This is a genomic window from Pseudomonas sp. UBA5706, from assembly GCF_002419965.1.
Classification (GTDB): Bacteria; Pseudomonadota; Gammaproteobacteria; order Pseudomonadales; family Pseudomonadaceae; genus Aquipseudomonas.
Genome location: NZ_DIHC01000002.1, coordinates 161,669 through 174,567, shown reverse-complemented (window position 1 = coordinate 174,567; position 12,899 = coordinate 161,669). Strand labels below are relative to the sequence as shown.

The 12,899-nt window shown below is 58.7% G+C and carries 12 protein-coding genes; 8 read left to right on the top strand and 4 right to left on the bottom strand.

Annotated features, from left to right (window positions below; all coding sequences use genetic code 11):
• Positions 1-674: 674 nt before the first annotated feature.
• Together B3I26_RS02020 and B3I26_RS02015 are read right to left on the bottom strand one after the other, a co-directional pair.
• Positions 675-2,534: a DUF4105 domain-containing protein gene (locus B3I26_RS02020; protein ID WP_296254592.1), complete on the bottom strand. Its 1,860-nt coding sequence runs from the start codon at positions 2,532-2,534 to the stop codon at positions 675-677.
• Positions 2,535-2,606: 72 nt separating this feature from the next.
• Positions 2,607-3,095 (bottom strand): DUF3015 domain-containing protein, encoded by a 489-nt coding sequence (locus B3I26_RS02015; protein WP_296254590.1) that lies wholly within the window; start codon positions 3,093-3,095, stop codon positions 2,607-2,609.
• A 278-nt stretch (positions 3,096-3,373) separates the two neighbouring features.
• On the opposite strand from B3I26_RS02015, the gene B3I26_RS02010 reads away from it, so the two are divergent.
• From B3I26_RS02010 to B3I26_RS01995, 4 genes are all read left to right on the top strand, one after another.
• Positions 3,374-5,806 carry a Lon protease family protein gene (locus tag B3I26_RS02010; RefSeq protein ID WP_296254588.1) on the top strand — a complete coding sequence of 811 codons (2,433 nt, stop codon included), beginning with the start codon at positions 3,374-3,376 and terminating at the stop codon, positions 5,804-5,806.
• A 185-nt stretch (positions 5,807-5,991) separates the two neighbouring features.
• Positions 5,992-6,324 carry a hypothetical protein gene (locus tag B3I26_RS02005; RefSeq protein ID WP_296254611.1) on the top strand — a complete coding sequence of 111 codons (333 nt, stop codon included), beginning with the start codon at positions 5,992-5,994 and terminating at the stop codon, positions 6,322-6,324.
• Between the two features lie 193 nt (positions 6,325-6,517).
• Positions 6,518-7,006, top strand: a complete 489-nt coding sequence (locus B3I26_RS02000) for a TIGR00645 family protein (protein ID WP_296254587.1) — start codon at positions 6,518-6,520, stop codon at positions 7,004-7,006.
• A 215-nt stretch (positions 7,007-7,221) separates the two neighbouring features.
• A complete protein-coding gene (locus tag B3I26_RS01995; protein WP_296254586.1) occupies positions 7,222-7,839 on the top strand; it encodes an FKBP-type peptidyl-prolyl cis-trans isomerase in 618 nt (205 codons plus the stop codon).
• A 103-nt stretch (positions 7,840-7,942) separates the two neighbouring features.
• Here the strand turns inward: B3I26_RS01995 and B3I26_RS01990 are convergent, their stop codons facing one another.
• Both B3I26_RS01990 and B3I26_RS01985 read right to left on the bottom strand, forming a co-directional pair.
• Complete coding sequence (locus B3I26_RS01990; RefSeq protein WP_296254584.1) at positions 7,943-8,185, bottom strand: hypothetical protein; 243 nt, start codon at positions 8,183-8,185, stop codon at positions 7,943-7,945.
• A gap of 196 nt (positions 8,186-8,381) precedes the next feature.
• Complete coding sequence (locus tag B3I26_RS01985) at positions 8,382-9,350, bottom strand: polyprenyl synthetase family protein (RefSeq protein ID WP_296254582.1); 969 nt, start codon at positions 9,348-9,350, stop codon at positions 8,382-8,384.
• 242 nt (positions 9,351-9,592) lie between these two features.
• On the opposite strand from B3I26_RS01985, the gene rplU reads away from it, so the two are divergent.
• The 4 genes from rplU to proB all read left to right on the top strand — a co-directional run bounded on the left by rplU (position 9,593) and on the right by proB (position 12,892).
• Complete coding sequence (gene rplU, locus B3I26_RS01980) at positions 9,593-9,907, top strand: 50S ribosomal protein L21 (RefSeq protein ID WP_003176051.1); 315 nt, start codon at positions 9,593-9,595, stop codon at positions 9,905-9,907.
• Positions 9,908-9,942: 35 nt separating this feature from the next.
• Entirely contained in the window at positions 9,943-10,215 is a 273-nt protein-coding gene (gene rpmA, locus B3I26_RS01975; RefSeq protein ID WP_062378791.1) for a 50S ribosomal protein L27, read from the top strand.
• Positions 10,216-10,467: 252 nt separating this feature from the next.
• A complete protein-coding gene (gene cgtA, locus B3I26_RS01970; protein ID WP_296254579.1) occupies positions 10,468-11,691 on the top strand; it encodes an Obg family GTPase CgtA in 1,224 nt (407 codons plus the stop codon).
• 82 nt (positions 11,692-11,773) lie between these two features.
• Positions 11,774-12,892, top strand: coding sequence for a glutamate 5-kinase (gene proB / locus B3I26_RS01965; protein WP_296254578.1), 1,119 nt, complete (start codon positions 11,774-11,776; stop codon positions 12,890-12,892).
• Positions 12,893-12,899: the final 7 nt, after the last annotated feature.

Here is a 12,899-nt window from a genome sequence, read left to right as displayed (position 1 = left end):
TGCCAGCGATCTGCTGCGAAGCGGCAGCAAACCCGGTATATGCGGTATGCCTGACACCACCAAGGTGTCAGGTCTTGCTGCCGTTCCCCGGCAGATCGCGAGCAAGCTGGCTCCTACGGCCTACGGCCAGAATCAAAAGCGAAACCTCGATATCACGCCTGGCACCCGACCGCCCGTAGCAGCGCGCTTGCGGTCCGCCAGCGTGGCGTTCGGACGACGGGGATCTCCAACACTCAGGTTGTGCCATCAATAGTGATACCACTCAACAGCGCGCAGGAGCCTTGATGCGCCTCGCCTCTGCCCGCAGGGCGTGGGAGCCCGGCTTTGACAATCTTGTGCGAAGCGCGCCCCGTTTCTGTCGGCCAGGCAATACCGGGAAGGTGAAGTGATGAAGCTGGCTTCTGCCGCAAGGCGTAGGAGCCTGGCTTGCCAGCGATCTGCTGCGCAGCGGCAGCAAACCCGGTGAATGCGGTATGCCTGACACCACCAAGGTGTCAGGTCTTGCTGCCGTTCCCCGGCAGATCGCGAGCAAGCTGGCTCCTACGGCCTACGGCCAGAATCAAAAGCGAAAACCGCGATATCACGCCTGGCACCCGACCGCCCGTAGCAGCGCGCTTGCGGTCCGCCAGCGTGGCGTTCGGACGAAGGGGATTTCCAACAATCAGGTCGCGCCGTCAGTAGTGATACCACTTCAACTCCAGCATCACTTCATTCACCGGCGATGTCAGCTGGCTGAATTCACGCTGAGCGCTGAGCCGTAATCCCAGGTTTCGAGACAATTCCCACTGCTGATTCAGACTGATATTGCGCCGCACTTCGCCGTTGGTGAAGTAATCACCCTTGGTCTCAAGGCTCAGATTGCCCAGCGGATTGCGCCACAAAATCCCGCTATCGAAGCCCGCCGCCGGTGAAACCAACGCGTCGAAATCATTGTTGTGTTCGATGCGCACCGTGCCCAGCGCGAAGCCCAGCACATCGTCGCCCAGCTTCCAGGTCCCGCCTGCGCCGCCGTTCATATGACTGACCAGATTCTCGTCACCATGCTTGCCCAGCACCCGTTCAAGGCCGCCTGTTACCTGCCATGACCAAGGTTGCAGCAGCTCATTGCGCGGCGTCAGAGAGCGGATCGTCGCCAGATCCAGGCGTTGCACTTGCCACTTGTTGTTCTCGTACTGGCGCAGCTTCAGTTGCAGAATCTCGATCTGTGCTCCCAGCGGGAAGCCATAAGCGTTGTCGTTCAGATCGTGATAGGCCATGCGCAGCCCGTATTCAGCGAATGCCTTGTCATCCCGAGTACCCGCGCCCAACTGCCAGGTGCGTGATTCGTGGCCATCTTCGGGGAGCCCTGGGCGTTCGATTTCCAGCGCCGGCGGCGGATTGGTGCTGATAGCTCGCAGCAGGTCGTAACTGCGCTGCGAGCGCGCCGCGTCACGCTCCTCGCCATTGGCGCGATAGCGCTCCAGCCGGTACGCCGCATCCTGGATCAAAGCGCGACGGTCCTTCGGCACCGCCAAGTATTCCGGGCTTTGCATTTGTTGCTGATCGGCGCTGACCTTGAGCACCCACTGTTTTTCGTCATGGCTGAGCGGCTCGGCTCGGCTGAGCAGTTCGCGCTCCTTGGACGGGCGATAATCGATCTTCTCAATCAGCCCGGCGTCCTTGACTGCGCGCACGGTGTCGGTCGGGATTGCGGTCAGACGAAACTGCGGCGTCAGGTTCAGGCTAGGACGCGCCACCTGTAGCAGCTCCAGCAAGCGATAGGAGCAGTTTTCGTCGAAAAAGAAATAGCCGAAGCGAATCTGTTTGAGTTCCCACACGTGTTCAACCATGCGCCGGGTTTCTTCCGGCGTCAGATTTAGGCGGTATTCCCACAGGTCGCGGTTTTCCAGACTACGGTACTCGGAAAGTTTTTCCTGATATGGCACCAGCGCGAACAGGCCGGGATAGCCGCCCATCAGGCCTTTCCAGGCATAAAGAATGCTGTTGTCGGAGCCTTCTATGTAAGCACCGAAGTTGATGGCGTAGCTGAGCAGGGCGGTCTTGTTGGCCTGCACATCAGCCTGGTCGATACGCAGCAGGGTGTGGCCGAACATTGACGACGGGCTGTTGAGGTACGCGGCGGGGAAGATCAGCACGGTGCTGTCCGGTGCCACGTCGGAGAACCATTTACTGAATTCCTTGCAGTCCACCGCGGGCAGGTCGGTGAGCTTCAACTCATCACGTAAAAAGCGCGTGCGCGAGGGATAGACGCACTGCGGATGCAGGTCTTCCTTGCCCTTGACAACCGGACGATAGATCGCATCAAGCGTTGCAGCCAGCTCGGCTTCGGGGTCGTGTGCGCCATTCACGGCGAGGAAGAATTTCGGATCGTCGACATAGCTGCGCCAGCCGCCGAGCTTGCCGGCTTCGTAGTGGCCAATCGAGACCCAGAATCTGGAATCGGCCAGTTGCTGCAAACGACTAACATCAACATGGGGCGCGGCGTACAACGGGGCGCAGACACAGAGCGCCAGCCAGGCAAGGCGTTTGAGCATAAAGAGGCAACTAACCAGGATAGAGGGAGGCGTAAAAACCTGCCCCCCGGGAGGGAGGCAGGTGGCACGACTTTAGGCCTGAGTTGCGTATTTGGCCAGAGTCGGATCGTTCTTCAGTACATCGATGGTGTTGCTGTGCACGTCATCAGCAGTGGCGTCGGCCTTGCTGAAGATCTGCTGGTAGTGCTCGTGGGTGACTGCGGCGAAATGCGCACGGTCTTCCGGTGCAACGCCCAGCACGACCGCGTAAGTGGTCAGCGCCTCGCCTTGGCCCATGGCCATGTCTTTGGAAAGCTCGTCCATCATGCCATTCATGGCAAACCAAGACTTGCCGCCGTAGGTCAGCGCGCTGTTGGTGGAGCAACCGTTGGTGCCCGAGGTCATGCCGAATGTGGCGTTACCGGAGGTGCCGTTGGTAGTCGATGCGAGGAAGTGAGCTGGCGTGCCGCGTTGGCCTTCGAACAGCATGTTGCCCCAGCCGCAATCAGGACCGCCAGGAGCTTGAGCCATGGCGTTCAAGGATGCAGCGGCGAGGAGAGTACCAAGAAGAATCCGTTTCATAGCTTTAGTCTCTGTTATTTCAACCAAGGGTCGGATGCCTGACCCATACAGGCGTCAGAACGGGCCGGTTATTTAAATTGTTACCAGCCGCGCAGGTTGGAGTTTAGGCACGTTCTGAATGTTCCGTACGTAATTACTGTTTCTTGCATGGGACACTGCACATTTGCGCTGCCGGAAGCGTTGTCGGCAAAAAACATTCCGATGGTTCTTGCCTTGCCAGTCTGGGGCAGCGAGCGCCAGAATGCGCCCATCTGCCCCGCGTGATGTAAGGATGTCCGATGCCCGATCCTGTTGCTGCCAGCTTGCGACTTGCGCCCGAGGCGCTTACCCGTCCCTTTTCCGCTGAACAGTTCAGCTTCACGACAACCAACGATCTGGAACCCTTTCGCGGCGTGCTCGGCCAAGAACGAGCGGTCGAGGCCTTACAGTTCGGGGTCGCCATGCCGCGTCCCGGCTACAACGTATTCGTCATGGGGGAGCCCGGCACCGGTCGCTTCTCCTTCGTCAAGCGCTACCTCAAGGCCGAGGGTAAGCGCATGCAGACACCGTCAGACTGGGTCTACGTCAATAACTTTGACGAAGCACGCGAGCCCCGCGCCGTGGAGTTGCCTGCCGGCAGCGCCAACTCGTTCATCGCTGATATCGGCGGACTGATCGACAACCTGCTGGCGACATTTCCCGCCGTGTTCGAGCATCCGTCCTACCAGCAAAAGAAAAGCGCCATCGATCGCGCCTTCAACCAGCGCTACGACCGCGCGCTGGATGTGATCGAGCGTCTGGCGCTGGAAAAGGACATCGCCCTTTATCGCGATAGCACCAACATTGCGTTCACCCCGATGCTGGAAGGCAAGGCGCTGGACGAAGCCGAGTTTTCGCAACTGCCGGAAGCCGAGCGCGAGCGCTTCCACACGGATATTTCGGCACTGGAAGAGCGCCTTAACGAAGAGCTCGCCAGCCTGCCGCAGTGGAAACGCGAATCCAACAACCAGATGCGCCAGCTCAATGAAGAAACCATCATTCTGGCTTTGCAACCGTTGCTCGCACCTTTGTCCGAGCAGTACGCCGAGAACGCTGAAGTCTGCGCTTATTTGCAAGCGGTGCAGGTCAACCTGCTGAAAACGGTAGTCGAGCAGCTGGTCGATGACAGCAAAACCGACGCCCAGGCGCGCAAGCTGCTGGAAGAGCAGTATTGCCCGAGCCTGGTGGTCGGCCACTCAGCCAGTGGCGGGGCGCCTGTGGTGTTCGAGCCGCACCCCACCTACGACAATCTGTTTGGACGCATCGAGTACAGCACTGACCAGGGCGCGCTCTACACGACGTATCGCCAGCTGCGTCCGGGCGCGTTTCATCGGGCCAACGGTGGCTTTCTGGTGCTGGAAGCCGAAAAGATGCTCAGCGAGCCGTTCGTGTGGGATGCCCTCAAGCGCTCGCTGCAGTCTCGCAAGCTGAAAATGGAATCGCCGCTGGGCGAGTTGGGCCGCATCGCTACCGTGACGCTGACGCCGCAGACCATCCCGCTGCACGTCAAGGTCATCATCATTGGCGCGCGGTCGCTGTATTACACGCTGCAGGACCTCGATCCGGACTTCCAGGAGATGTTCCGGGTATTGGTGGACTTCGACGAAGACATTCCGATGGTTGACGAGAGCCTGGAGCAGTTTGCCCAGTTGCTCAAGACTCGCACTTCGGAAGAAGGCATGGCGCCGCTGACGGCCGACGCCGTGGCGCGTCTGGCGACTTACAGCGCACGTCTGGCCGAGCATCAGGGGCGGTTATCGGCGCGCATCGGGGATCTGTTCCAGTTGGTCAGCGAGGCGGATTTCATTCGCAGCCTGGCCAGCGACGAGCGTACCGATGCCGGTCATATCGAACGTGCGCTCAAAGCCAAGGCCACGCGCACCGGTCGGGTGTCGGCGCGGATTCTCGATGACATGCTCGCTGGCATCATCCTGATCGACACCACGGGCGCGGCGGTCGGTAAATGCAATGGCCTCACCGTGCTGGAAGTGGGCGATTCAGCCTTCGGCGTGCCGGCGCGGATTTCCGCCACGGTGTATCCGGGTGGCAGTGGCATCGTCGATATCGAGCGCGAGGTCAATCTCGGTCAGCCGATCCACTCCAAAGGCGTGATGATCCTCACCGGTTACCTGGGTAGCCGGTACGCCCAGGAATTCCCGCTGGCGATCTCCGCGAGCATCGCGCTGGAGCAGTCCTACGGTTATGTGGACGGTGACAGCGCTTCACTTGGCGAGGTCTGTACGCTGATTTCCGCGTTGTCGAAAACCCCGCTCAAGCAGTGCTTTGCCATCACCGGCTCCATCAACCAGTTCGGTGAAGTGCAGGCTGTTGGTGGAGTAAACGAGAAGATCGAGGGCTTCTTCCGACTCTGCGAAGCGCGGGGTCTTACAGGCGATCAAGGGGCAATCATTCCACACGCCAACGTGGCGACCCTCATGCTCGATGAGCGCGTGTTGCAGGCCGTTCGCGCCGGGCAATTCCATGTCTATGCCGTGCGGCAGGTCGATGAGGCGCTCGGTCTGCTGGTCGGTGAGGCCGTGGGCGAGGCCGATGAAGACGGGCAATTCCCGGAAGACTCGGTGAACGGTCGAGTGGTGGAACGCCTGCGTGATATCGCAGAAATGCTCAGCGAGGACGAGCTCAAGGAGCTTGAAAAAGAGGCGCCACAATTGCAGCCGGAGCTGAAAAGTTGAAGGTTAGACGTCAAGTAAACAGGGCGTTTGATGGCTAAATGACCATTCGGCGCCCGTTTTATTTTCCTGCTTTTCTTGCAGGGTATTTCTTCGATATTGTCGGGCTACAGCAGTTGTCAAAGGGACTGACGCGTTTCCTTCGCCGTTTCAAGGGAATGAATACTGTAATCAATGAGGAGCTTGCCATGTCGCGCAGCCTCTGTCTTACTCGCCAATGCCTGGGTCTGGTGACCCGAATCGAATGTGTAGTGCGCCCCCTGTCCGGCGATAACGGTATGTGGACCTTGTTGTTCGCCGCCGGAATGTCTGGAGAACAACCATCGGCATTAAAGGCCCAAGGCCCCTTTCATGGTCCTGTCGCCGCCGAATCCGTTCTGGATGCGATTGCCGAAAGCCTGGTGCTGCACGGGTATCAGACAGCCGAAGAGATACCGATCTGGAGCCTGCATCTGCAAGGTGAATTGCGAAGGATCAATAGCGATGCCTCCAATGCTCAGCGGACCTCCCCCGTCAATTGACGTGCAGTAACCCATCGACGAACGCCCGTGGTTGTTCCTGTGGTTCAGGGGTGTAGCGTGGCCTTCGTCGACTGCTTGATCGCTTGATCGCTTGATCGTTATCGTGCAGCCGATTGTCCAGGTTTGGCGTGATCACTTGTGCGTCCGCGCCGTCGCCCTATACTCGCGGGCTTCTAATTATCTGTGAGTTTCAATGGAACGGTTTATCGAAAATGCTATGTACGCATCGCGCTGGTTGCTGGCGCCGATCTATATTGGTTTATCCCTAGGCCTGCTGGCGCTAGGGCTGAAGTTCTTCCAGGAAGTCTTTCACGTCATACCCAACATATTTTCGCTGGCCGAGTCGGACCTGATTCTGGTGCTGTTGTCGTTGATCGACATGGCGCTGGTCGGTGGCCTGCTCGTGATGGTGATGATCTCGGGCTATGAGAACTTCGTCTCGCAACTGGACATCGACGAGGACAAGGAAAAGCTCAGTTGGCTGGGCAAAATGGATTCCACGTCGTTGAAGATGAAGGTGGCGGCCTCCATCGTCGCCATTTCCTCCATTCATCTGCTGCGGGTGTTCATGGACGCCAGGAACATCGAGCCCCAATACCTGATGTGGTACGTGATCATTCACATGACCTTCGTGGTGTCGGCGTTTGCGATGGGGTATCTGGATAAGCTGACCAAGCATTGATGCGGGCCTGCGCCACAACCAATCCTAGCCGCTCGGCGAATCAGCGGTGACGTATCAAGAGCATTACCGTCGGCAAGCCGCCGCGACAGGTGCCGGGACCGCCGGCTTGCGGGATGACCGGGTTGCCCGCTTAGGGGAGATTGAGCGAATGTGCTAGGCTGCTCGGCCTTTTGATTCAGGGCGCCTTGGGCGCTCTATATAAGCGGAGCAGCAGCATGTCCGAAGTCAACCTGTCCACCGACGAAACCCGCGTCAGCTACGGCATTGGCCGCCAGTTGGGCGACCAGCTGCGTGACAATCCGCCGCCGGGCGTCAGCCTGGACGCTATTCTGGCTGGTTTGACCGATGCTTTCGGTGGCAAACCAAGCCGTGTCAGCCAGGAAGAAATGGCTGCCAGCTTCAAGGTCATCCGCGAAATCATGCAAGCCGAAGCCGCCTCCAAAGCCGAAGCCGCTGCCGGTGCCGGCAAGGAATACCTGGCCGAGAACGCCAAGCGTGATGGTGTCACTACGCTGGAATCGGGTCTGCAATTCGAAGTCATCACTGCCGGCGAAGGCGCTCAGCCAACCCGTGAAAGCAACGTGCGTACTCACTACCACGGCATGCTGATCGACGGCACGGTATTCGACAGCTCCTACGATCGTGGGGAGCCTGCTGAATTTCCGGTCGGTGGCGTGATCGCTGGCTGGACCGAAGCGTTGCAACTGATGAAGGCCGGCAGCAAATGGCGTTTGCACGTTCCTAGCGAGCTGGCCTATGGCGCTCAGGGCGTGGGCAGCATCCCGCCGCACAGCGTTTTGGTGTTTGACGTCGAGCTGCTCGACGTTCTGTAAAAGCTTGAAAGCAGCGGTAAGCGCTGAGTTTTAAGCTTTAAACCGATCATTGCCGGGTGGACTATCGGTGTTCACCCGGCAATGTTGTATTCGGCGGCAGTCATCAATGCAGTTCACCGGCCGGGCGCAAGGCTCGGGCGTAGCAGAACAGAAACAGGCTGCGCACCATCTCCTTTTGAATCCCCGGTTCGCATGAGCTGAGACTGTTTACGTCCAGATCCCCCTGATCCCGCAACTCGTCCAGCGCGTCTTCTTCCAGCACTGCACAGACCTGGCCGGTCTCGCGATGCAGAATGCGCAGGTAAGGGTGTGGTCGGTCCAGCCAGGCGTCGATCAGATAAGTCATGGTCCTGCTCCTTGAAAGGTTTCAATGAGAATAATTCTTATCTGAAGAATAGCAAGGATCTATTTGAGATTAATTCGCATTTTGGCGATTGGGTTGATCTGGGTCATGTGGCGTTCTCAATGGCCCGGCATCGCGAAACGCGAAACGCAAAAAAGCCCATCACATGGATGGGCTTTTCGGTGGAGCAGGGCGCTGATCAGTGCGTACGGGCTACCGCAAATTCGCTCAGCTCGACCAGCGCATCGCGATACTCGCTGGCAGGCAGGACTTCGAGGCAAGCGATGGCGCGGGCGACATAGTCGCGAGCCAGTTTGGCAGTGTAATCAAGGGAACCTGAGTGCTCGACCGCTACACGGATGCTGTCGAGGTCTTCCAGGCCGCCTTTCTGAATAGCTTTGCGCACCAGGGCAGCCTGTTCAGGAGTACCTTCGCGCATGGTGTAGATCAGTGGCAGGGTCGGTTTGCCTTCTGCCAGGTCGTCACCGATGTTCTTGCCCATGGTCTCGGCATCGCCGCGGTAGTCGAGCAAGTCGTCGACCAGCTGGAATGCCACACCCAAATGGTCGCCGAACGTGCGCAGCGCTTCGCTCTGTTCCTGGCTGGCGTTGGCCAACGCCGCGGCGCTATGAGTCGAGGCTTCGAACAACATGGCTGTCTTGCCGCGAATCACTTCCATGTAGGTTTCTTCGGTGGTGCTGGCGTCGCGAACCTTCGACAGCTGCAGTACTTCACCCTCGGCGATCACGCGGGTCGCCTTGGAAAGAATCTGCATCACCGGCATCGAACCCAGTTCGACCATCATTTCGAACGAGCGTGAATAAAGGAAGTCGCCCACCAGAACGCTCGGCGCATTGCCCCACATCGCATTTGCGGTCGAGCGGCCGCGGCGCATGCCGGACATGTCGACGACATCGTCGTGCAACAGGGTGGCGGTGTGCAGGAATTCAATGGTGGCCGCCAGCAGGCGCAGGTTTTCACCGCCGCTGCCCAGCGCCTTGCCACACAGCAGCACCAGCAATGGACGCAGGCGTTTGCCGCCGGCGGAGGTAATGTAGTCGCCGATTTTCGAGACCAGCGGCACGCGCGATGTCAGCTGCTTCTTGATAATGTGGTCGACGGCTGTAAAGTCGTCCGCCACAGCGCGGTAGAAGGCTTGGGGTTGCATCAGCGAGACGTGCTCCAGAAGGGTTGCGCGGCATGCTAGGTTGCAGGCCCCACCCTGTCAAGGCGTGACGTACGGCCGCTTGCAAGGCGCTCACGGCTTGCGTACAATCGCGCACCCTAACTTTCCTGGGCAGCACCTGCCTTACGCAATTGCATGTCGGGTCTTTCCAGCCACATGCAGCCATGCCAGCCAATACCTCTTCCTATAAAGAGCTGGGTGAGCAGGATTTTCGGAGAAATACCATGTCTTATGCAGTAATCGTTACTGGCGGCAAGCAATACAAGGTCGCCCCAGGTGAATACCTGAAGATCGAAAAACTGGAAATCGCCACTGGCGAATCCGTTACTTTTGATCGCGTTCTGTTGGTTGCCAACGGCGACGACGTGAACATCGGTGCTCCTGTCGTTGCTGGCGCAACCGTTGTGGCTGAAGTGATCTCCCAAGGTCGTCACGATAAAGTCCGCATCATCAAGTTCCGTCGCCGTAAGCACCACATGAAGCGTATGGGCCACCGCCAGTGGTACACCGAGATCAAAATCACCGGTATTCAGGCTTAATTTCAGCCTAATTCCTCACTAGGAGAATTGAACTCATGGCACACAAAAAAGCTGGTGGTAGTACCCGTAACGGTCGCGACTCAGAAGCCAAACGCCTTGGCGTGAAGATGTATGGCGGCCAGGTCATCGTCCCGGGCAACATCATCGTGCGTCAGCGCGGCACCCAGTTCCACGCTGGCTACGGCGTTGGCATGGGTAAGGATCACACCCTGTTCGCTAAAGTCGAAGGCGTGATCAAGTTCCAGGTTAAAGGCGCCTTCGGTCGTCGTTATGTAAGCATCGTGCCTAAAGCAGAAGTCGCGGCATGATCTTGCGTTCAGGGAGCGTGAAGGCGTAGCTGTTGCGGCGACCTTTGCACTACCTGAGCAGAAAAGCCCTGTCGACGACAGGGCTTTTTCGTTTGTAACAGGTCTGGTTTTGGTGAGCCTCTTGCAAAGCTGTTTGTGTGGGCCGTTGTGGTGTGTAGTCGCTGGTTTTTGATCGGTATCGCAACGCTCATCTTTGCAAGAGCCTTATGAATTTATGTTGTTTGCTCGTCTTTGTGACGGGAGGCGTGCGTTATGAAATTTGTTGATGAAGTATCCATTCGGGTGAAGGCCGGTGACGGTGGCAATGGTTGCATGAGCTTCCGTCGCGAAAAATTCATCGAGAACGGTGGTCCCAATGGTGGTGACGGGGGCGACGGTGGCTCGATCTATATGCTCGCCGACGAAAACCTCAACACTCTGGTGGACTACCGCTACACCCGTCACTTTGACGCCGAGCGCGGCTCCAATGGCGGCAGCACCGATTGCACCGGGCGAAAAGGTGAGGAGCTGGTCCTGCGTGTGCCGGTCGGCACCACTGTGATCGATGCCAGTACCCAGGAAATCATCGGCGACCTGACCAAGGCTGGTCAGCGGCTGCTGGTAGCGCACGGTGGTTGGCATGGTCTGGGTAACACCCGATTCAAATCGAGTACCAACCGCGCGCCGCGTCAAACCACGCCAGGCAAGCCTGGTGAACAGCGGGATCTGAAGCTGGAGTTGAAGGTGCTGGCTGACGTTGGTCTGCTCGGTTTGCCGAACGCAGGCAAAAGTACCTTCATTCGCTCTGTGTCGGCTGCCAAGCCGAAGGTTGCGGACTATCCGTTCACCACGCTGGTGCCGAATCTGGGTGTGGTCAGCGTCGATCGCTGGAAGAGCTTCGTCATTGCCGACATTCCTGGTCTGATCGAAGGCGCATCGGATGGTGCCGGCCTTGGTATCCGCTTCCTCAAGCACCTGGCGCGTACCCGTCTATTGCTGCACCTCGTCGACATGGCGCCGCTGGATGAGAGCAGCGCGCCGGACGCGGCTGAAGTCATCGTTAATGAGCTGATCAAGTTCAGCCCTGCGCTGGCAGATCGCGATCGTTGGCTGGTACTGAACAAGTGCGACCAGATCCTCGAAGAAGAGCATGAAGAGCGCAAGCAGGAGATCATCGATCGCCTGGGGTGGACCGGTCCCGTCTACGTGATCTCGGCCATCGCCAAGGAAGGTACCGATCGCCTGAGCCACGACATCATGCGCTATCTCGAAGATCGCGCTGACCGTCTGGCCAGCGACCCGGCGTACGCCGAGGAGCTTGCCGAGCTGGATCAACGTATCGAAGACGAGGCTCGCGCCCAGTTGCAGGCGCTGGACGATCAGCGTGCGCTGCGCCGCAGTGGCGTGAAGAGCGTGCACGACATCGGTGACGATGACTGGGACGAAGAAGATGTGGACGATGAAGACGGTCCGGAAATCATTTACGTCCGTGAGTGATGCAGTGAAGTAAACTACAGCGCCGCTTGATAGCGGCGTTTTAGTATGTCGAATTCGTACTCTCTGGCTAAGGTTAAAGATCATGCGGAGCAAGGTGACAGGTGCCCAGCGTTGGGTTGTGAAGATCGGAAGTGCGCTGCTGACAGCGGACGGCAAGGGTCTTGATCGCAACGCGATGGGTGTTTGGGTCGAGCAGATGGTGGCGCTGCATGAGGCGGGCGTCGAGCTGGTTCTGGTTTCCTCCGGCGCTGTAGCTGCCGGCATGAGTCGCCTGGGCTGGACTGCACGACCGAGTGCCATGCATGAGCTTCAGGCGGCCGCAGCGATCGGTCAGATGGGTCTGGTGCAGGCCTGGGAATCCAGCTTTGCCGAGCATGACCGCCATACCGCGCAGATTCTACTCACCCACGACGACCTCTCAGACCGCAAGCGCTACCTGAATGCCCGCAGTACCCTGCGGACGCTGGTCGAGCTGGGCGTGGTGCCGGTGATCAACGAAAACGATACGGTTGTCACGGACGAAATCCGTTTTGGCGACAACGACACACTGGCTGCATTGGTAGCGAATCTGGTCGAGGCGGATCTGCTGGTCATCCTTACCGATCGCGACGGGATGTTCGATGCCGATCCGCGCAATAATCCTGAAGCCCAGTTGATTCATGAGGCTCGTGCCGACGATCCTGCGCTCGATGCTGTGGCGGGCGGTACTGGCGGCGCTCTAGGGCGTGGTGGTATGCAGACCAAATTGCGCGCGGCGCGCCTGGCTGCGCGTTCCGGGGCGCACACGGTGATCGTGGGTGGACGCATTGAGCGTGTATTGGCACGTCTGAAGGCCGGTGAACGGCTGGGTACGCTGCTGTCGCCCGAGCGCGGCATGCTGGCGGCTCGCAAGCAGTGGCTGGCCGGGCATCTTCAGACCCGCGGTACGTTGGTGCTGGACGACGGCGCGGTCAAAGCGCTTGCCGACAGCAACAAGAGCCTGCTTCCGGTGGGCGTGAAGCTGGTTCAGGGCAGTTTCCGTCGCGGAGAGATGGTGGTGTGTGTCGCCGCCGATGGTCGCGAGATTGCTCGTGGTCTGAGTAATTACAGTGCTCTTGAGGCGCAAAGGATCATTGGTCAGCCCTCCGATGCAATCGTCAGGGTGTTGGGTTATATGGCCGAGCCTGAGCTGGTTCATCGTGACAACCTGATTCTGGTTTGAATCGGAA